This window comes from Nitrosomonas sp., assembly GCF_043753625.1.
Lineage (GTDB): Bacteria > Pseudomonadota > Gammaproteobacteria > Burkholderiales > Nitrosomonadaceae > Nitrosomonas.
Genome location: NZ_JAYUWI010000036.1, coordinates 1 through 19,815, shown reverse-complemented (window position 1 = coordinate 19,815; position 19,815 = coordinate 1). Strand labels below are relative to the sequence as shown.

17 protein-coding genes and 1 pseudogene are annotated in these 19,815 nt (G+C 42.4%); 10 read left to right on the top strand and 8 right to left on the bottom strand.

Annotated features, from left to right (window positions below; translation table 11 throughout):
* Positions 1–328: 328 nt before the first annotated feature.
* Positions 329–907: a DUF2780 domain-containing protein gene (locus tag ACH10T_RS03535; protein ID WP_394807950.1), complete on the bottom strand. Its 579-nt coding sequence runs from the start codon at positions 905–907 to the stop codon at positions 329–331.
* 204 nt (positions 908–1,111) lie between these two features.
* Between ACH10T_RS03535 and ACH10T_RS03530 the strand changes: the two genes are divergently transcribed.
* Together ACH10T_RS03530 and corA are read left to right on the top strand one after the other, a co-directional pair.
* Positions 1,112–1,309, top strand: coding sequence for a hypothetical protein (locus ACH10T_RS03530; RefSeq protein WP_394807949.1), 198 nt, complete (start codon positions 1,112–1,114; stop codon positions 1,307–1,309).
* 152 nt (positions 1,310–1,461) lie between these two features.
* Complete coding sequence (corA, locus tag ACH10T_RS03525; protein ID WP_394807948.1) at positions 1,462–2,577, top strand: magnesium/cobalt transporter CorA; 1,116 nt, start codon at positions 1,462–1,464, stop codon at positions 2,575–2,577.
* 71 nt (positions 2,578–2,648) lie between these two features.
* Here corA and ACH10T_RS03520 read toward each other — a convergent pair whose 3' ends face one another.
* The 4 genes from ACH10T_RS03520 to ACH10T_RS03505 all read right to left on the bottom strand — a co-directional run bounded on the left by ACH10T_RS03520 (position 2,649) and on the right by ACH10T_RS03505 (position 8,024).
* Positions 2,649–5,411 carry a valine--tRNA ligase gene (locus ACH10T_RS03520; protein ID WP_394807947.1) on the bottom strand — a complete coding sequence of 921 codons (2,763 nt, stop codon included), beginning with the start codon at positions 5,409–5,411 and terminating at the stop codon, positions 2,649–2,651.
* 154 nt (positions 5,412–5,565) lie between these two features.
* Entirely contained in the window at positions 5,566–5,925 is a 360-nt protein-coding gene (locus ACH10T_RS03515; protein ID WP_394807946.1) for a hypothetical protein, read from the bottom strand.
* Positions 5,926–5,961: 36 nt separating this feature from the next.
* Complete coding sequence (locus ACH10T_RS03510) at positions 5,962–6,384, bottom strand: DNA polymerase III subunit chi (RefSeq protein ID WP_394807945.1); 423 nt, start codon at positions 6,382–6,384, stop codon at positions 5,962–5,964.
* A 143-nt stretch (positions 6,385–6,527) separates the two neighbouring features.
* Complete coding sequence (locus ACH10T_RS03505; protein ID WP_394807944.1) at positions 6,528–8,024, bottom strand: leucyl aminopeptidase; 1,497 nt, start codon at positions 8,022–8,024, stop codon at positions 6,528–6,530.
* A 309-nt stretch (positions 8,025–8,333) separates the two neighbouring features.
* Here ACH10T_RS03505 and ACH10T_RS03500 point away from each other — a divergent pair, with 309 nt between their 5' ends.
* A complete protein-coding gene (locus ACH10T_RS03500; protein ID WP_394807943.1) occupies positions 8,334–9,797 on the top strand; it encodes a diguanylate cyclase in 1,464 nt (487 codons plus the stop codon).
* A gap of 47 nt (positions 9,798–9,844) precedes the next feature.
* Positions 9,845–10,675: a phosphoserine phosphatase SerB gene (gene serB / locus ACH10T_RS03495; RefSeq protein ID WP_394807942.1), complete on the top strand. Its 831-nt coding sequence runs from the start codon at positions 9,845–9,847 to the stop codon at positions 10,673–10,675.
* Between the two features lie 32 nt (positions 10,676–10,707).
* Here the strand turns inward: serB and ACH10T_RS03490 are convergent, their stop codons facing one another.
* Complete coding sequence (locus ACH10T_RS03490) at positions 10,708–12,318, bottom strand: NAD-dependent malic enzyme (protein ID WP_394807941.1); 1,611 nt, start codon at positions 12,316–12,318, stop codon at positions 10,708–10,710.
* A gap of 231 nt (positions 12,319–12,549) precedes the next feature.
* Between ACH10T_RS03490 and ACH10T_RS03485 the strand changes: the two genes are divergently transcribed.
* Together ACH10T_RS03485 and ACH10T_RS03480 are read left to right on the top strand one after the other, a co-directional pair.
* Complete coding sequence (locus ACH10T_RS03485) at positions 12,550–12,975, top strand: group III truncated hemoglobin (RefSeq protein WP_394807940.1); 426 nt, start codon at positions 12,550–12,552, stop codon at positions 12,973–12,975.
* Positions 12,976–13,002: 27 nt separating this feature from the next.
* Complete coding sequence (locus ACH10T_RS03480; RefSeq protein ID WP_394807939.1) at positions 13,003–14,661, top strand: diguanylate cyclase; 1,659 nt, start codon at positions 13,003–13,005, stop codon at positions 14,659–14,661.
* A 6-nt stretch (positions 14,662–14,667) separates the two neighbouring features.
* Here the strand turns inward: ACH10T_RS03480 and ACH10T_RS03475 are convergent, their stop codons facing one another.
* Positions 14,668–15,462, bottom strand: coding sequence for an SH3 domain-containing protein (locus ACH10T_RS03475; protein ID WP_394807938.1), 795 nt, complete (start codon positions 15,460–15,462; stop codon positions 14,668–14,670).
* 528 nt (positions 15,463–15,990) lie between these two features.
* Between ACH10T_RS03475 and ACH10T_RS03470 the strand changes: the two genes are divergently transcribed.
* The 4 genes from ACH10T_RS03470 to ACH10T_RS03455 all read left to right on the top strand — a co-directional run bounded on the left by ACH10T_RS03470 (position 15,991) and on the right by ACH10T_RS03455 (position 19,181).
* Positions 15,991–16,431, top strand: coding sequence for a universal stress protein (locus ACH10T_RS03470; RefSeq protein WP_394807937.1), 441 nt, complete (start codon positions 15,991–15,993; stop codon positions 16,429–16,431).
* Between the two features lie 94 nt (positions 16,432–16,525).
* Positions 16,526–17,311, top strand: a complete 786-nt coding sequence (locus ACH10T_RS03465; protein ID WP_394807936.1) for a DUF4126 family protein — start codon at positions 16,526–16,528, stop codon at positions 17,309–17,311.
* Positions 17,312–17,401: 90 nt separating this feature from the next.
* Positions 17,402–18,538 (top strand): elongation factor P maturation arginine rhamnosyltransferase EarP, encoded by a 1,137-nt coding sequence (gene earP, locus ACH10T_RS03460; RefSeq protein WP_394807935.1) that lies wholly within the window; start codon positions 17,402–17,404, stop codon positions 18,536–18,538.
* Positions 18,539–18,617: 79 nt separating this feature from the next.
* Positions 18,618–19,181 (top strand): elongation factor P, encoded by a 564-nt coding sequence (locus ACH10T_RS03455; RefSeq protein ID WP_394807934.1) that lies wholly within the window; start codon positions 18,618–18,620, stop codon positions 19,179–19,181.
* 272 nt (positions 19,182–19,453) lie between these two features.
* Here ACH10T_RS03455 and ACH10T_RS03450 read toward each other — a convergent pair.
* Positions 19,454–19,717 (bottom strand): annotated as a pseudogene (locus tag ACH10T_RS03450) (EAL domain-containing protein); the annotation flags it as partial.
* Positions 19,718–19,815 lie beyond the last annotated feature (98 nt).

The window sequence follows — 19,815 nt, the reverse complement described above, 5'->3', positions numbered from 1 at the left end:
AGCTTGATTGCATCGCTCTATTCCATATCTATCAATAGGATGCATTTGATCAAACCTTTATGACCAAAGTCGATGTGATCGAATAAATCAGTGTTTCCCTAGATAAACTCTGCCTTTATAGAAAAATTCTTAATCGATATCCCAATCGTTTGGTTGAGCAATCGCTATGTGGATTGTGTTTGGTGTTTGGATTGCCTCTGTGCTATCCAAGGCTTTACGCTTTATGTATCACGGCACTGCGTAAAGATAGCATAAGAGTGCAAGCCAATATTTCGATTGGGGCTTGCACTTTCTTTATCTTTAATTTAAAAAAGTACTTTTCAAGCACTCAACGTGCAGTTAAAGCGGACTGAAGCAGATTGGCCGTTGCTTGCCCGCTTGTTTTACTGACGTAATTGGTTACGATGGGAATAAATTGGTTCACCATGTCAGGAGAAAGATTCAATTGCTGGAATGATGCAGCGAGTGCGGTTACGTTGCCTAACGTATTATTTTTCTCTCCCATTAGAGAAGATAAGCCACCTGATAAATTTGACATGGCGGGAGCTGCATTCAGCATACTATTCATTCCAGGAACGGATTTAGATAATGTAGCGAACGCTTGCGGATTCATACTCCCCTGAGCCATCTGAAAAATCGCTCCGGCCCCCCCTAATGCTTGTTGGGGTGATATGTTTAACCGGTGAACCAGAATGTCAACCAGGCCAATTTGGTTAACACCCGTTGTACTAGCAGCCGCCGTACCTGCATCAAGAACTTGCTTGCCACTTTGCGCTGTACTTTCTATCGTTGACAAGCCTCGGTCTACCGTGCTCAAGGGATTATTAGGATTGCTGGTGGCTGCACAGCCCATGATTGATATGAGTGCTGTTAATGCAATTAACTGATTATGAATAATTCTTCTCATTGTGATTGCTCCTTGCAAATAAAATAGGGAATAATAAACACCGAATATAAATAAAATGCATTTCAAGTAAATAGCATGATGCCATCAATAAACGCTAAGTACTACATAAAATACACATTGTCATAAATTCTTCATAATTCAGTCATCAAATCTTCACACTAGCAGATTAAGCTTACTGACATTATTAATGCTCAGGAGAAAGTAATGTATTGCTTGATTAAAGAATGGCCAAATAAAATGGCAACCTTGATGACCGAAGATGGTGTGGTACTCTGGACATTCAGTGATATAGAAGAAGCCCGTAAGGTCTGGCAGGATTGGTGTTCCCTCCAGAATGATCGAGTTGCCAGTCAAATCCAATATCTTGGCAAATCGGGTCTATCTGAACAGAATATTCCCTGATAGATTCTTCGGTAACTGAATCGCATCTGCAATTTTCTGATCGTTATTGATCAGTCCTGTTTTTTTCTTCTGATTTCTTGCAGTATATTTCCCCAACAATCAACAAAGCTCTTAGAATAAGCACCTTGACTATTCGTTCCAGGTAAGCTTCTATGAGTTCTATTTCACAGTCAGGAAACCTTCGGCAGCACCATCAAACCACTAAAACAGTTTTAAGCAGCTCAGCCGATAAATCCGGGCTTCCCGCGGGAATGCTGGTGCATGTTGGCGAAAAACATGAATCGGAATGTAAAATTACCGTTACACAATACAATGCGGATACTTTGACGCGCGATGAAATTACTTCGATTGCGCAGCTGCAGCATCTAAGAAACGCGGAACTGATTACTTGGGTGAATGTGGACGGATTAAGTGATATCCATATTGTGGAGAGCATCGGCCAGGAATTGAATATTCATCCCCTAGTGTTGGAGGATATTTTAAGTACTCACCAACGCCCTAAGCTGGAAGAATACGAAGATTTTCTTTATATGGTTATCAAAGGCATCAGTCTTACCCGGGAGAAAAACTTTAGTCTTCAATACGAGCAAATCAGTATCCTGCTATTAGCCAATTATGTGGTTACCTTTAAAGAAAAGGCTGATGATACATTTGATCCCATATATAACCACCTGCAGAACCGTAATGGCCGGTTACGGCAGTTTGGCAGCGATTACTTGGCGTACGTTATTCTTGATACGATAGTTGATGAATATTTTGTTGTAGAAGATAGTTTGGATGATGTCATTGATCCATTGGAAGACGACATTTTGTTCAATTCCAGTAAAGAGATGCTGCAAACCGTGCAACAGATACGCCGTGGATTGATTTCCATGAAACGCAATATTTCTCCACTGCGCGAGTTATTGGCAACAATACAGCGTATCGATACCCCCTTGTTACAGGAAAAAACGCTGCGTTATTACGGGGATGTTTATGATCATGTGCTACGCGTAACCGATTCACTCGAATCTTATCGAGAAAGGATTTCTGCCATGCATAATATTTATCTATCCAGCATCAGTAATAAATTAAATGAAACAATGAAAATCCTGACCATTTTTGCATCCATTTTTATACCATTAACTTTTATTGCCGGTATTTATGGAATGAACTTTGAATACATGCCGGAATTGAAATGGCATTGGGCTTATCCGGCGATATGGGTGATTTTTATTACGATTAGTTTAGGACTGCTCTATTATTTTAAAAAGAAAAAATGGCTATAGCTCTTATCAGTAATGTCCGGCAATTGCGTTGAGTAGATTCTTTTACTGGCATCTTATCAATCCTAGCGTAATCAATTCAGTTTCTGTAATTGTTCATTCAGGTTATCAAGTTTTGTATGAAACGCGGTTAAACGATCTTTCTCCTGTATCACAACACTTGCCGGTGCGCGTTCGACAAAGCTTGGGTTTGACAGTTTAGTTTGCGCTTTGGCTATTTCTGCTTCGAGACGTGTTATTTCTTTGGTCAAACGTTCGCGCTCAGCTTCGATATCGATTTCAATTTTTAGCATCAACTTGAAATCTCTTACGAGGGATACCGGTGCACCCGCATCGGGTAGCCCATCCTGAAAAATTTCTATGCCGGATAACTTGACCAGAGACAATAAGTACGGTGAGTAATCCGTCAATGTTTGCTGATTTCCGGCTGCCAGCAATGGTACTTTTAATGCGGGTGATAGGTTCATTTCGCTACGCAGTGTGCGGCAGGCATTGATCATCTCTTTCAGTAAATTAATATTCTCAATGGCCTGCGGATCGATAGCTGCGGGATTGGCGCTTGGATAAGGTTGGCACATAATGCTCGCACCCGATTTTCCAGCCAATGGCGCAACTTTTTGCCACAACTCCTCGGTGATAAATGGAATAATCGGATGAGCCAGTCGTAACATGGTTTCCAATACCCGCACCAAGGTACGACGTGTTGCCCGCTGTATCGAGTCTTGATCACTATTTAACTGTACTTTGGCAAGCTCAACATACCAATCGCAGTATTCATCCCAAACTAATTCGTAAATCTCGCGTGCGGCCAAGTCAAAACGATAATTACTGAATGCTTGTTCAATCGCTAACTCTGCTTGCTGTAAACGGCTAATGATCCAATGATCCGCAGCGGAGTAAGTTAATGGTAATGCTTCATCCACCCCGGTATCTTTTTCTTCACAATTCATCATGACATAGCGGGTTGCATTCCAAAGCTTGTTACAGAAATTTCTGTAACCTTCGCAACGTTGCATATCAAATTTAATATCCCGACCATGGGATGCCAGGCTGGCGAATGTAAAGCGCAAGGCATCGGTGCCGAAAGCCGGGATGCCTTCTGGAAAATGTTTGCGAGTGTTTTTCTCAATAGATTCGGCTTGTTTCGGATTCATTAATCCTGTCGTGCGCTTTGCAATCAAAGCGGGCAGGGTGATGCCGTCAATCAGATCCAGTGGATCCAGCACATTGCCTTTGGATTTACTCATTTTCTGACCTTCGGCATCGCGAATCAGACCGGTGATATATACTTCCCTGAACGGTACCTTGCCGGTGAAATGCAGCGACATCATCACCATGCGCGCGACCCAAAAGAAAATAATGTCAAAGCCGGTGATGAGCACCGAAGTCGGCAGGAAGGTTTTTAGTTCTGGTGTTTCATCCGGCCAACCCAAGGTGGAGAATGGCCAGAGCGCCGATGAGAACCAGGTATCCAGAACATCATCATCTTGTTTCAGATTGTTTTTCCCGGAAAGCTTTTGTGCTTCTTCCAGATTATGCGCAACCGTGATGTTGCCGTCCTCGTCGTACCATGCCGGAATGCGGTGCCCCCACCACAATTGACGTGAAATACACCAGTCCTGAATATTTTCCAGCCATTGGTTGTAAACATGTGTCCAATTATCCGGCGTAAATTTCACATCGCCTTGCGCGACGACTTCCAAACCACGTTTGGTCAAACCTTCCATCGCGACATACCATTGATCGGTCAGTATTGGTTCAATAATGGTATTGGTACGATCACCACGCGGTGCCATGAGTTTATGGGGCTTGGTTTCAACCAGGAAACCTTGTGTTTCCAGATCAGCAATAATCTTTTTCCTGGCGTCAAAGCGATCTAGCCCTTGATATTCAGTGGGTGCCAGATCATTAATTTTTCCGTCGAGGGTAAAAATATTGATGGGAACCAGATGATGTCGTTGTCCCACCTGGTAATCATTGAAGTCGTGTGCCGGGGTGATTTTGACACAACCTGTGCCGAATTCCAGATCGACATAAGTGTCTGCAATGATTGGGATTGTCCGCTCACACAGCGGCAGCCTTACATGGCGTCCGATCAAGTGTTGATAACGCGGATCGTCGGGGTGGACGGCAACGGCCACATCCCCCAGCATGGTTTCGGGGCGGGTAGTAGCGACAATTAAAGATTCTGTGTGTTCGGTATGAATGCCATCCGCCTGTTCCAGCGGATAACGAATATGCCACAAGGAACCATTCTCTTCTGTCGCTACCACTTCCAGATCGGAAACTGCTGTTTGTAGTACCGGATCCCAATTCACCAATCGCTTGCCGCGATAAATGAGTCCTTCGCGATAGAGGCGCACAAAAACTTCAGTGACTGCACGCGATAAAGCGGCATCCATGGTGAAACGTTCGCGTGTCCAGTCGCAGGAAGTGCCCAGGCGCCGCATTTGCCGGGTAATCGTGGAACCGGATTCTTCTTTCCATTGCCACACTTTTTCCAGAAATGCTTCCCGTCCCAGCTCGCGACGATCGAGCTTTTGCTGATCCAGTTGACGTTCAACCACAATCTGTGTGGCGATACCGGCATGGTCAGTACCTGGCTGCCATAGTGTGTTATCCCCTAACATACGGTGGTAGCGTGTCAACGCATCCATTAAGGTATGCTGGAACGCATGCCCCATATGCAAAGTGCCCGTGACATTCGGCGGCGGCAACATAATGCAGTAGGCGGATTGGTCTGTTTCAGCGAGTGGTTTGAAATAGCCAGCCGATTCCCAGATGGAATACCAACGATCTTCAATGCTTTTAGGGTCAAAACTTTTTTCGAGTTCCATGGGGTTTAAAGTTGTATTGAATGGTACAAATAAGACCGCCATTATAGCGGATGGCATTTCGGTGCGTATGGGAACTAACAAATGCTTCTTTCTATATATCGAGGAGAACTTTCTATAGCGAGAGATTGAAGACGGCGGAGTTGTGCAGGTGGGGTTATTTGATTTGATTTGCCAGGCGAGCTTCCAGCGCATTCGCCAGAGCTTTTCTATCCAAGACATCCATTTCGATGAGGGCGTCTGCCAGCGCGGCATCGAGTATTTGCCGGATGGGTGTTAAGCGCTTTGGTTGCGGTTGTATGACTGCTGGATGGAGGATGACAGCCTCGGTTAACACCGGTATTTTATTCGCAAAAACTGGCGCTGTATGATCGTCTGGTAACGTAGAAACGGGAGTGACTAACGAATTAGGGCTAGCGATTATATTACCTTGATTCTGATATTTATTCAGCAAGCTGCGGAATTTTGCCAATATCTCAGAATCGTCGGTATCTATTGAAGTTTTATCATCATTCATCGTAGAGTGACTCTAATTAATCAATCAAGATTGTAATCAATCAAGATTGAAGTGTTGTATTTCATAACCGGCATCTTTATAAAAACGGTAGCGCTCACGGGCCGCCAGTTTATCCTCATGAGAAATTCCCGCTATCTCGATGATCCTGTTGAACTGATTGAATACAGGCGGATATTGCTGGTGCAGATTAAGCAGCACGTCATAATGACTGTCCGGTGGGATCTGGTCACTTAAAATAACAGGCGTGACATTGACCAACTGAGGGTCATCTTGAATAGTACAATGCGGAATAAAGCTGGTAGGGGAAAAAGTCCAAAGTAACTCATCGAATCGTTCAAGTACTGCCGCATCAGGGGTATAAACCATTACTTTCATATTTTGTTTGACAGCCTTGGAACAAAGCCGGCAGGCTGTTTGCAATTTATCGTTGGATCCCGAATAGAAATAAATTTGAGTCATTCTATATTCAATCTGCTTAACGCTTCACTATCAATTCGCATAGCCGCCGCGTCATTATTGCTGATTAGTTCGACGCATACGTGGAATAATTATGCATTATCCATCACGGATTTAGGAATTAATCAGCAAGTTTGAGCGCTATGTTAATTGCTTATCTTAGCTTGTGTAATTAAGAATTGCGTCAATAGCGGAACAGGTCGTCCGGTTGAACCTTTTTCTTTGCCGGATTTCCATGCTGTACCGGCGATATCCAGATGAGCCCAGCGGTATTTCTTGGTAAAGCGGGATAAAAAGCAAGCGGCTGTAATGGTTCCTGCGGCTCGCCCCCCAATATTGGCAATATCCGCAAAATTGCTTTTCAATAAATCCTGATATTCATCCCACAAAGGTAACTGCCAGGCGCGGTCAACGGCTTGCTCGCCGGCAGCCAAAAGCTTCTGCGCCAATTTGTCATCGTTGCTGATCAATCCTGTCGTAAAATTCCCGAGCGCGATCACACACGCGCCGGTCAAAGTTGCGATATCAATCACTACTTTCGGATTGTAGCGTTCTGCATACGTTAAAGCGTCACACAAAATCAAGCGCCCTTCTGCGTCAGTATTGAGAATCTCGATTGTTTGGCCAGACATGCTGGTTACCACATCGCCCGGCTTTGTTGCTTTGCCACCAGGCATATTTTCGGTTGCTGGAATGATCCCAACTACATTAATGGGTAACTTCATTTCGGCAATTGCAAGCAGCGTTCCAAGAACACTGCCGGCACCGCTCATGTCGAATTTCATCTCATCCATTTCTGCAGCGGGTTTAAGTGAAATACCACCGGTATCAAAGGTAACCCCTTTTCCTACCAGAACAATCGGGTTTTCTTTTTTGCCTGATCCTTGATATTCCAGCACAATTAATTTTGCCGGTTGTTCACTGCCCTGTGCTACAGCGAGAAGAGCGCCCATACCCAGCTTTTCCATATCTTTTTCTTCAAGTACAGATGCTTTGAGTTTGTGGGTTTTGGCAAGATCTTTCGCTTGTTTAGCCAGATATGTAGGTGTGCAAATATTCGGTGCAAGATTGCCCAGATCTTTCGCCAGACTCATGCCATGTGCGATCGCCAGGCTTTGCTGCAAGGCTTCTTCGCAGACCGCTAGCTCAGTACGGCTATCAATGCACAATACTAGCTTGCGTAAACTACGCGGACTGTTTTCCGGCTTACTTTTAAGCTGATCAAACCGGTAGTTACTGCTGCTTGCGGTAATGACTATTTGCGAAACTTTCCATGGATTTGCTCTTTCCTTGATGGGGAAATCGGATAAAAACAGCGTTGCATCAGTAACGGCTGTTTTTTGCAGGGTATTCAAAGTAGTATTGACAGCAGATAAAAATGTTTTTCCCTTGAATTCCTGTTCCTTGCCTAATCCAATCAATAAAACCCTTTTAAACAGCGTACCTGGAACATTATGCAATAACAGCGCGGTGTTGGCTTTGCCATCCATATCGCCCAGAGTAAGTATGTTTTTAATATATCCTTGGGTGATTTTATCCAGAATCTTGGCTGAATCGGTTAATTTTCTTGATTCAAAAATACCTACTACCACACAAGCCCCACGTTGCTTCTCCGGGGTTCCTACTTTTATTGCAAAATCCACGTTAGACTCCTTTATCTAAAATTTTCTTTCAAGCAATTCATTTATGTTGTTACTTTTTGCACTCTTATGGCCGCATTGTTTCAAATAATCCAATCAATTAATACTGAAGATTAATAGCATAACATCTGCTTAATTGAAAGAATGAATACTTGTTAAGGGTATAAAGTATAAAACAGATAAATCTTACAAGTTACTGCAAATATATCTTATAAAAATAGTTGGGTATGTTATCTTTTTATATTATAAAATAAAAAGAATCATTCATTCTTTCAATAATATATAAATGTTATCTAATAATAAGGATAATAAGTGATTGATGATACATTGAAAAGACGGCTAAATTATTGCACAACGCTGCCAAGCTTACCTGCGGTTGCCGTCAAAATAATCGAAATGGCTAATGATCCTGATGCCGATATCAGGACAGTTTGTGAATATATTTCTTTGGATCCGGTTCTCGCAGCAAAATTACTTCGTACAGCCAACACCCCTTTGTATAAATCACGCCGGGTTGCAACGAATATCCGGCAAGCTGTCAGTATTCTTGGGACACATACCGTTCTCGTCATTGCGTTATCCTTTTCATTAGCCAGTTCACTCATGACGACGCCTTTGTCAAATAGTAGCCCTGCTTTTGACAGCAATATTTTCTGGCGCCGGTCGATTACATCAGCCCTCGCCAGTCGCGCGCTTGGGGAAAAGCTTGAGCTGAATTTTCTAGATGATTTATTTCTGGCCGGGTTGATACAGGAAATTGGTATTCTCGCCTATTGGGTTATCATGCCTGAGGAATATGGCAAAATCTTTGCATCGGCTCCTGATCATGATGAGCTGCTTGAAATGGAACGTGAAGCTTTTGGAGCCGGGCATGATGAATTGGGTTACGCGCTTCTCAAAAAATGGCATATTCCGGATTATATCGCTTTATCCTGTATTAACAGTCACTCCCAACCGGAGCCCCATAATTTAGGGCCAACGCTTCAATCTTGTTTGGCGGTATCCCGTTACTTAGCTGATTATTTTCTGTATCCGCACGAAGCTGGAAAAATGATCGCACTTAATAAAGCCACACAAGATTGGCTTGGACTTGATCCTTCTGCACTCATTGATGTCATCAAAATTATGGAAGTTGGGTTGAGTGCCGTAGAGGAGCTGTTTGAAATGACTATTCAACATCCATGCGAAGTAACGGGAATTCTAGCAGAAGCCAAAGAATTACTGATGATACACGACCTGTCTAGAATGAAGGATTTGGAAGATAAATCGCAGCGTGATGGATTAACTGGGGCTTACAACCGGACCTATTTCGATGAAACATTGCGGCGCGAATTTAACCTGGCCATGCAATACAATCTGCCTTTGACCATCGCTATTATTGATCTTGATCATTTTAAGACTGTCAATGATACGTATGGTCATGTTGCAGGGGATTCATTATTGGCAACTGTCGTAAAAACACTTTTCGATCAAATTCGTCAGGATGACACGCTGAGCCGTTATGGTGGTGAAGAATTTGCTTTGATTCTTCCAGGTACAACACTTGCAGCTTCAAGAACGCTAATTTCCCGTTTGAAAGATTCCATTGCAGCGATTGCGTATAAATTTGATGGAGGCATTACAATCCAAATCACTGCTTCCATCGGTGTTGCTTCTTATTATGAAAATGCAACACATTTCCAGGAGCCGAGAGATCTGATCAAAGCCGCTGACTACGCGCTTTATGCTGCCAAACACGCCGGCCGCAATCAGATTATGGAATGGAGTGCTAGTTAAGTTTGTCATAATCCGGCTGTCTTGCATTAAAGAAAATCATAAACCACATGAATCTGATCATTCAGGGACTGGAAGTTAATAATAGTGACTTGAGGGCTTTAGCGAAGCTATCTCAAGCAGATGGGATAGAGCGGATTACCGGCCAAGCTTTCCGGTTGACCAGTGCCACGCATTCCAAAGCTATTTCCGAATATTGCGCGCAAGCTGAATTGGATTTTGCTTTTGTAAACGCCGATCGGAAGCTCGTCGATTTTAAATTGATCGCGATGGATATGGATTCTACGTTGTTGGCGATTGAATCTATTGATGAAATTGCTGATATACAGAACATAAAATCCCAAGTTGCAGCCATTACGCTGCAGACCATGCAGGGCGAAATAAGCTTTGAAGAAAGCCTCACACGCCGCACTGCTTTATTGCGAGGTTTGCACCACGATGCATTGCAAAAAGTCTATGACGAACGAGTCAAACTTAATCCTGGTGCTGAAAAAATGTTGCAACAAGCCAAACTAGCCGGGTTAAGAACGATGGTTATTTCTGGCGGCTTCACATTTTTTACCGATCGGATTAAAGCTAGATTGGAATTTGATTTTGCGGCAGCCAATGTGCTGGGGATTGAAGACAATAGACTGACAGGAAAGGTGGTTGGAGAAATTATCGGCAGACAAGGGAAAGCACAAGTATTAAAAAAGATCCGTGATGAACTGGGTATTAAGCGTGAGCAGATTATCGCTATTGGGGATGGTGCCAATGATCTGGACATGATGACGGAAGCTGGGGTCAGCATTGCATATCATGCCAAACCCATCGTAAGGGATCATGCAACCTATGCGATTGATTATGTCGGGTTGGATGGTGTTATCAATTTTTTCAAATAAATTGAATCAACTTGCTTGTCTGTAATCCGAATTTAATAGTTCGGTTCATACATCAGCGATTTAACATAGCCAGCCAGATCCTCAGGCAAACTGGAATCCGTCAGTCCTTCTTGAACTGCTACTCGGCAAACAGCGACAGCAATTGCATGGGATACTTCGCGCACTCGTGTCAATGCCGGATAAACCGCGCCAGTGCCAATTTCCTGTTGTGTAACGGTGTTTGCCAATACCTCGGCGGCTGCTAAAAACATAGCTTGTGTGACAAGCCGGGCTGAGCTTGCGTATATACCCAGGCCGATACCTGGAAAAATATAAGCATTATTACCTTGAGCGGGTTTAAATAACTGATTGCCGTACTGCACGGCATCAAAAGGACTGCCGCTGGCGAAGATTACTCGCCCATCACTCCATTGATAAGCCTGTTCAGCAGTACACTCTGTATGTGAAGTTGGATTTGATAAAGCAATAATAACTGGGTGCTCATTCACTGTGGCCATTTTACGCACAATGGCCTCATTAAATGTTCCAGCAACACCAGTAGCACCGATCAATACATCGGGTTTGATTTCACCGATAGCATCAACAAAACTGCAAGCGGCATGTTCATGAGCAAATGGTTTGATGCGCGGTTTAATAGTTTCATTTGTCGCTGTCACCAATCCTTTTCTGTCGATAAACCATAGCCGTTTCTGCGCTTGCGATTTGCTCAATCCGGCTGCACAGAATGCATCGACCATCAATTCTGCAGTACCGCCTGCCGCAGAGCCTGTGCCCAGAAACATGATATTCAGATCGTCAAACTTCTTTCCAGTAATACGGCATGAAGTATAAATACCTGCCAGTGTCACTGCGGCAGTGCCTTGTATGTCATCATTAAAACAGCGAACTTGTGCACCATACCGGTCTAAAAATTCAAATGCGTGCGGTGTAAGGAAATCCTCAAACTGTATCAATGCATTCGGAAAACGAGATTGCACAGCTTTAACAAACTCATCAACTAGTGTCCGATAGGCATCATCGCTAATTCGCGGAAAGGGATAACCTAAATAAAGCGGGTCTTCACGTATTGCTATGTTATTTGTGCCAACGTCCAGCATAATGGGCATGCATTGGGCTGGATGAATCCCAGCGCAGGCTACATACAGAGCGACTTTACCGATGGGGATCCCCATACCACTGGCGCCTAAATCCCCCAAACCCAGAATGCGCTCCCCATCTGTAACAACGATTACGCGAATATCTTCTTCCGGCCAGTTTTTCAGAATTGTTGCAATTTCGCCCCGATCTTCAGGGGTAATATAAAATCCTTGCGGTTTCCTGAAAATATGTGCAAATTCTTTGCATGCTTCACCAACTGTTGGGGTATAAACCAGGGGCATGATCTCTTCAATATGGTCAATCATTGTTCGATAAAAAAGCCGCTGATTGCGCTCTAGCAGCGCATTGAGAAAAATATATTTTTCAATAGCTGTGCTTTTGCAACGCATGCTACCCAAAACGCGTTCTATTTGTTTGTTGATACTTGCAACATCATGAGGAAGGAGTCCACGCAAACCATAGCGTTCGCGTTCTTCGCGCGTAAATGCAGTTGATTTGGTGAATGCCGGATCAGTCAGCAGCGCTTTTCCATATAAAGTTTTCATGTTAATCGATACCTCCAGGATGACGGATGGGTCTTATAATTAACGGTACGAAACAAAATTGCTCAATTTAATTCTGAGTTGGACAATCCAGACAACCAAAGATAAACTTATTTGTCTCAATAGAAAACACTTTCAGTCGTATTTGTAATACATAGACTTTATTTTTTATCTACATTGAGCTGATCATTTAACTAGTAACGACTTTTCATCCAGAGGTAACTTGAAAAAATTATGAGTCAATCACCATTTCCAATACCCGATCCCAGCTTATACACTGAAGAAGAAATAGCACAACTGGTTCATACCTTTTATGCAAAAGCTAGAAAAGATCCTTCATTGGGTCCTATTTTTGAAGCGCATGTGATCGATTGGGATGCTCATTTTGTGCAAATGAGCAATTTCTGGTCTGCCCAGTTACGCGGCACCAGCCGATTCCGCGGCGCGCCGATGCCGAAACATATCGCACTTCCTGAGCTTAGCGCAGAGTTATTTGAACGTTGGCTTCAACTTTTCCGGCAAACAACCGAAGAACTAGGTAATCCGAGTTTACAGCAACATGCCAATGCAATTGCTTCATTTATTGCAGGTAGGTTGTGGCAGGGTTATCAAATGAGTAATTACCCGGATAAACAACCCGTAGCGCTTCATATCGCATAACCTTTTATTGTCCTTATCACGATTATATTGAAAAGCATCAAAAGCAAAATTATCGTTTTTTCAATGCTAGCCACGCTGATTCCTTCGCTGGGGCTGGGTATATTGTCATTTCAGCAGAATGAAACGATGATCAGTGAGAATGTAACACGCGAGTTGCGTGCCATGGCGAATTATGCCAGCCGGGAATTAGATTTATGGATTAAAGAGCAAATTCTTGTTGTTCGCGAACTTGCAACGTCTAAAATTCTTATTGAAGGACTATCTTCAGGATCTCAGTCTCAGAAAAATAAATTCATCAAACAGCAGAAAGCATTAGAACTCTATTTGAAGTCTGTGCATAAGCGATTGGAAACAGTGTTGGAATTAACGGTAGTTGATACCGAAGGTGAAATAATTGCCAGCAACGTGGATTCGCCTTTTTCGGTGAAACTTACTCAAAATTGGGCGCAAGATGCATCCATTCAAGGGGACGTTGTTGTACCGCCACAATGGAGTGCGAATTATGCGACGGCGATAGTGAGTATTTCGGTTCCTGTGTTATCAGTAGATGATTTTATCTTAGGCGCACTGATCGTAACGTTTGATTTACGCAATATTCAATCAAGTTTAAAAGATAAAATAAAATCACCGCCCGGTGATGTGCTTCTATTAGATGAAGATGGATTCGTCATGTTGGCTAGTGATGTTTCGATTATTAATATAGATACCCCAGTATCGCTTGAGCCTGCTGTATTAAAACGATTGCAGGATAATCCCGGGGAATATGAAGTATTTCATGGGCCACGACAGGAAAATGTAGTGGGTTTGGCTTATATGTCCGAGAAACCGCCCATAACAATAATCGCCAACAGAAGTCATAAATTGGTCTATGCTACTTGGGAGCAGCAGCGTGATCTATACATTGGTTTGATCAGTATGATCATCTTTGTCGTCACTACAATCGCTTTCCGAATGAGCCATGCTATCGTGGTTCCTTTACAAAAATTAATTGATGCGACGGAGAGAATTGTTAAGGGCGATCTTGCCGTCGTATTAACCAATACACGGCGTGATGAGCTTGGTCAATTGACGCGAATGTTTAACCAGATGACCGACAAGTTACGGCAGAATGAAGTTGAAATTACTGCAGCCAGTGATGCGATGCGACAAAAAAATCAGTTGTTGGAAATGTTGTCGGCAACTGATAGCCTGACAGGGCTATATAATCGTAGCAAGCTGAACTCGATCATCAGCGAGCAGTTGGCTCGATATGAACGGACAAGGCGCCCTTTCTCTGTACTCATGATAGATGTCGATTATTTCAAAACACTTAATGATAGTCTTGGACATGTTGTCGGTGATGAAGTAATAGCCGCGATAGCAAAAAATATTTCACAATGCATTCGCACTGTTGATTTTGCCGCGCGTTATGGTGGTGACGAGTTCATGATCATTTTAACTGAGGCGAATATCGATGAAGCGATGAAGACAGCAGAGCGAATCCGGGCGTATGTGGCCGATGTTTACTGCAGTACATTAGATAAAATACTCCAAGTGACGCTCAGTATTGGGGTCATTCAAAGTGAATCTCAGGATAAATCTATAACTTCTCTGCTTTCTAGGGTTGATAGTGCATTGTATGAAGCCAAACATGCTGGGCGTGACCAAGTGTATTGCATGCAGCCACAGTCTAATACTGTAATATAAGTACAGCTATGGGCTGTGGTTATTCTCTATTTCAAGCGCTGTGCTAAGAATCCAGCCTCGATTGCCTTCAATTTGAACTCGAATCCACGAACCAAGACTGGCATTTGCTGTTAGCGTCGTATCTTTTTTCAGGGTAGCTAGTATTGGCGCACGGGTATTGGGTTCTTTGCGCAAATTGACATTTGTCTTGGCGCGTAATTTTATTGGTGGATGAATTTCGAGTAGGGAATTATTTTCAATGGATGTTTTCTTGCCATCCGAGTTAGTTACCAAACCAATCAAATGTTTGGCTTGCGCAACATGATTCATAGCCTGGGCATATTGATCTTTTGCGTAAAATACTGATGCAGTTTCTACTTGATGTTGTGCCTGGATCTGCAATATTTGATCTGCTGCAGGAATTTTAACTGATTTTAGGTGTTCCAATGCTACTTCAATTTCTGCAATTGCCGAAGCTGTGCTTGGTTTTGTAGCTAATCTATGTAGTTTTACTTGTGTGCGAGTAGCTTCCTTATTGACTTCGCGTAGTGCTTGCGCTTGGCTTTGTTGGCGAATTTTCTGACTCTTAATCAGTTCATCTTTTTCAGCAATCACTTTCTCCAAGCGCGCGATCTCATTCTTCAAATTTTCATCCTGGGCCACTGCCACCGGTATCGGCTCAATAATTTGAATGGGTGTTGGTTCCTGCGAAGCGCATCCTGATAAATTTACTGCAAACAAGATAAAGATAAATTGATTCAATAACAAGCTAGAAATTTTTAATGGATAAAATAACATGGCTTGCAACAATGAATTTTTCATTCTGTTTCTCTCAAACCTTGGACAATTCAGCATACTATTTTTCGGGTAGTAATTCTCAGCATATTCATATCGGCGCATAAAATTGGAATGTTAGATTGGGTTGATTTCGATGAGAGCATAAATGAAAAGAAATTTTCATTGAATCTTTTATAATCCGATTAATTAAATTGCAAAACAGAGAAGATTGATAGAAACAAAATGCACTCAAAAACTATTTAACCTTCCAAGTAATTAAGCGACACGCAAATATTGAGGACTTGGAGTTATAATTAGATGATAAAACACTTTACCATCATCATAGTAATGATTTGTAGGGATTATTGTAATTTTTCTACTATGCTCGGCAGTTTTACACAAAGATATGTCAATATGATGTCTATTTAGAGAGTCTTTTATTTCAATGAAGTTCTTATTGATCCAGCCATTAAAAAGATTTGTTAGAATTCCCGTCTTCCGGTCTTCTCCGCTATGAAAAATAGAACTGTTTAATGACCGGATCTATAAACACATTATTTTTGTGAGGGTGCCATGTATCAGAGAATTTTAGTACCAATTGACGGCAGTGACATTTCTGAACGAGCATTGGATGAAGTCATTAAATTTGCACAATTACAGAATGTTCAAGTGGAAGTGATACATGTATTAGAAGATGTCGGGTATTTTGATAATGAAGATTATTTAAATTATGCGGAATTAATCCAATCCATGAGAAGTATTGGAGAAAAAATACTGGAGCGCGCGCAAAAAAAACTGCAGCAAGCTGGCGTGATAACCGAAATAAAATTGCTTGAAACGCAGGGGGAACGTATTGTCAACGTCATTGCTACTGAAGCTAAGAATAGCCTAGCAGATTTGATCGTTATCGGAACGCATGGCCGATCGGGTTTTAGTCGAATGTTAATGGGCAGTATTGCGGAAGGCGTGGTAAGAACAGCACATATTCCGATTCTTCTAATCCGCTGGAATTGATGTTTTTGATATCTTGAAGTACAGAGATCGCGCTATCAGCGAGATGAAAGCATTCGCGATTAAATAACTAACCTTTCCAATAACAGGTTAAAACATGGAAAATTATGAAGCGCTATTAGCAACTGTTGCATTAATGATGGGGGCTTCCTGGGCAAGTGGCATCAATCTGTATGCTGTGTTGTTGGTATTAGGCTGGGGTGGCTCAACAGGGCATATTGATTTGCCTGCCGAATTATCGGTATTGGAAGATCCCTTGGTGATTGCGGCTGCCGGTATTATGTATTTCATAGAATTTTTTATGGACAAAATACCAGGTATGGATTCCGTGTGGGATTCTATTCAAACCTTTGTTCGTATTCCTGCTGGTGCTATGTTGGCAGCGGGTGCAGTTGGCGACGTGACGCCAGCGCTCGAGATTGCAGCAGGTATTCTGGGAGGCGGTATGGCTGCAACGAGTCACGCGACCAAAACGGGTACGCGGTTGTTGATTAATACATCCCCCGAGCCATTTACGAATTGGTCGGCCTCCATAGGAGGGGATTTGTTAGTACTCTCAGGAATGTGGGCAGCTTTGAAGCATCCAGAGATTTTCCTTATATTGCTTGCTATTTTCTTAGGTTTCTCAATTTGGTTTTTGCCTAAGTTATGGTGTTTAATTAAAGCACTACTCTTCAAAATAGGAAAATTTCTCGGATTAATAGAAGCAGTACAGCCTGATGTACTCAGTGAATCAGGTTCTCGTACGCCCGAGGGGGAATTACAGCAACATGATCAAATAACAGCACTAGAACGCTTGAAACAATTAAGAGATAAAGACATGCTCACGGAACAGGAATTTGAGCAGCAGAAAAATAGGATTCTTAAAGAAAATATTTACTAATTTTGCCATTCAAAACATCTTTCAAAAGTACCGTAATTCATTCGATTCTGGTTACATTAATTAATTGCTAAGCTCATTTCTTTAGAATCGATGCAGCGCCGATGGGATATTTTTTGTACGGTTATCGATAATTTTGGTGACATTGGCATATGTTGGCGTTTGGCACGACAATTAACACAGGATCATCATCAAGTAGTACGGCTTTGGGTTGACGATCTGATTAGTTTCTCCTGTATAGCACCGGATGTTAATCCCGAGATTCAACAGCAGGTAGTACTGGGTGTTGATATCCGCCATTGGCAATGTGTTTTCGTCGAAGTTGAACCAGCTGAAGTTGTGATTGAAGCATTCGCTTGTGAATTGCCTGATGCTTATGTGGCGACGTTGTTACAGGCCAAGAAACAACCGGTTTGGATTAATCTGGAATATCTCAGTACTGAACTTTGGGTCGCTCAATATCATGGCTTGCCATCGCCACATCCACGCATTCCTTTAATCAAAACATTTTTTTTCCCCGGTTTTGTGCAAGGTACTGGTGGGTTAATACGTGAAAAGAATTTAATTGCACAAAGAAGTGCATTTAGCGCAACAGTAGAGCATGCGTTTTTGCAGCATAAAGGTTTGCTAGAGCGAAAATCGAGTGAAATACGCGTTTCACTGTTCTGCTACGATACAGCGCCGATTAATAAATTCATCCAGATACTATCTGAATCTTCAGAACCGATTTTGTTAATTGTGCCAGTGGGGAGTGTGACTGGAAGCATAGCATCTTTACTAAAAGAGCCATTATTACAAACCGAGAAATTGATCCAGCATGGGCAACTGACCATCCAAATGATTCCATTTATGGAACAGACTGATTATGACCGGCTACTTTGGAGTTGTGATTTTAATTTTGTGCGCGGTGAGGATTCCTTTGTTCGCGCGCAATGGGCAGATAGTCCGTTTGTTTGGAATATTTACCCTCAAACAGAGGGTACGCATTGGAAGAAACTGGATGCGTTTCTTAATCTCTATACCGCAGATATGCCGGAAGAAATGGCTGATGCAGTGCGTAAGTTGTGGGATTGCTGGAATGGCAGGAATGAAATAAATGGCTCTGTGTGGTTGAACTACTTTTCTTTCCGTGAAGCTCTAATTGAACATAATAAAGACTGGGTTAAACAATTATTGAGACAAGATGATTTAGCATCCAGTCTGGCGCAATTTGCTGAAAATCGGCTATAATTTGCTGTTTATGAATTTGATGTTTGTTGATATAAAACAACATCAACCTTGCTTATAACTTAAATTTTGGAATTGAAATATGAAAACCGCAATGGAACTACGCTCAGGTAATGTCGTAATGGTTGGTAATGATCCCATGGTCGTGCAACGGGCAGAATTTACCAAATCTGGCCGTAATGCATCTGTGGTTAAGATGAAGCTGAAAAGTTTGTTTTCCAACACCACGTTGGAAGCTGTTTACAAAGCCGATGAAAAATTCGATTTGGTTGTTCTAGACCGCAAAGAGTGCACCTACAGTTATTTTGCTGACCCATTATATGTTTTTATGGATGCTGACTATAATCAGGTTGAGGTGGAAGCTGACAATATGCCGGATGTTTTGAATTATCTGATTGATGGTATGGAAGATATTTGCCAGGTGACTTTTTATGAAGGCAAAGCCATTTCCGTTGAATTACCCAATACGATTGTGCGCGAAGTTGAATACACCGAACCGGCAGTTAGAGGGGATACATCAGGTAAAATCATGAAGTCAGCACGTCTTGTAGGGACTGGATTTGAAATTTCTGTCGCAGCTTTTGTAGAAATTGGCGACAAAATTGAAATCGCTCCGCACAACAATGAATTCAGAAAGCGTGTTTGACGGGTCTTATCTGATTAATCTCTTCAGATCTAATCCCCGCTGCGGCGAAGTGATTAGTTTTCTTAAATTATTCTGCTGCAACTCCCATTTAGAAGGGACATTGGATTCAAATAATTTTCCCTTGTTACGTTGAGACAAACAGAATTTAATGTGGCGACTGCCAGAGGACATGTTTTGATTAGGACAGGTTTTAAGGAAAATTCCCACTACAATCTCTCAGAGGACTGACATCAAGATGCTTCCAAGATTACCAAAACGGAGTGCCAGAGGTCTTAGGTTTTTTTTAGATTCAATAATGCCTCAAGCTGATCAATAGGCATTGGCCTGCCAAACAAGTATCCTTGAAAATTTCTACAGCCTGCGGCGAAGAGAATAAGTCGCTGTTCTTCCGTCTCCACACCTTCGGCGATGAGGCTTAGGCTCAAACTTTGTGCCATGGCGATGATGGTGCGCACAATCGCTTGATCATTGATGTCGGTGGCTATATCACGTACGAACGATTGATCTATTTTTAACTGATGCAGCGGTAATTTTTGGCTATGTCATCGTTAGTTAGTGGTGGTAATGTAACCCAATGAATTGGAATAAAATTATCAATTAATAGTTTTTGGTTAGCGACTTGTTTATAAATGAT

Bases quoted from the DNA above. Each gene is read 5' to 3' on its own strand.
- ACH10T_RS03535 (WP_394807950.1), bottom strand. From the start codon at position 907: ATGAGAAGAATTATTCATAATCAGTTAATTGCATTAACAGCACTCATA.
- ACH10T_RS03530 (WP_394807949.1), top strand. From the start codon at position 1,112: ATGTATTGCTTGATTAAAGAATGGCCAAATAAAATGGCAACCTTGATG.
- corA (WP_394807948.1), top strand. From the start codon at position 1,462: ATGAGTTCTATTTCACAGTCAGGAAACCTTCGGCAGCACCATCAAACC.
- ACH10T_RS03520 (WP_394807947.1), bottom strand. From the start codon at position 5,411: ATGGAACTCGAAAAAAGTTTTGACCCTAAAAGCATTGAAGATCGTTGG.
- ACH10T_RS03515 (WP_394807946.1), bottom strand. From the start codon at position 5,925: ATGAATGATGATAAAACTTCAATAGATACCGACGATTCTGAGATATTG.
- ACH10T_RS03510 (WP_394807945.1), bottom strand. From the start codon at position 6,384: ATGACTCAAATTTATTTCTATTCGGGATCCAACGATAAATTGCAAACA.
- serB (WP_394807942.1), top strand. From the start codon at position 9,845: ATGAATCTGATCATTCAGGGACTGGAAGTTAATAATAGTGACTTGAGG.
- ACH10T_RS03490 (WP_394807941.1), bottom strand. From the start codon at position 12,318: ATGAAAACTTTATATGGAAAAGCGCTGCTGACTGATCCGGCATTCACC.
- ACH10T_RS03485 (WP_394807940.1), top strand. From the start codon at position 12,550: ATGAGTCAATCACCATTTCCAATACCCGATCCCAGCTTATACACTGAA.
- ACH10T_RS03475 (WP_394807938.1), bottom strand. From the start codon at position 15,462: ATGAAAAATTCATTGTTGCAAGCCATGTTATTTTATCCATTAAAAATT.
- ACH10T_RS03470 (WP_394807937.1), top strand. From the start codon at position 15,991: ATGTATCAGAGAATTTTAGTACCAATTGACGGCAGTGACATTTCTGAA.
- ACH10T_RS03465 (WP_394807936.1), top strand. From the start codon at position 16,526: ATGGAAAATTATGAAGCGCTATTAGCAACTGTTGCATTAATGATGGGG.
- earP (WP_394807935.1), top strand. From the start codon at position 17,402: ATGCAGCGCCGATGGGATATTTTTTGTACGGTTATCGATAATTTTGGT.
- ACH10T_RS03455 (WP_394807934.1), top strand. From the start codon at position 18,618: ATGAAAACCGCAATGGAACTACGCTCAGGTAATGTCGTAATGGTTGGT.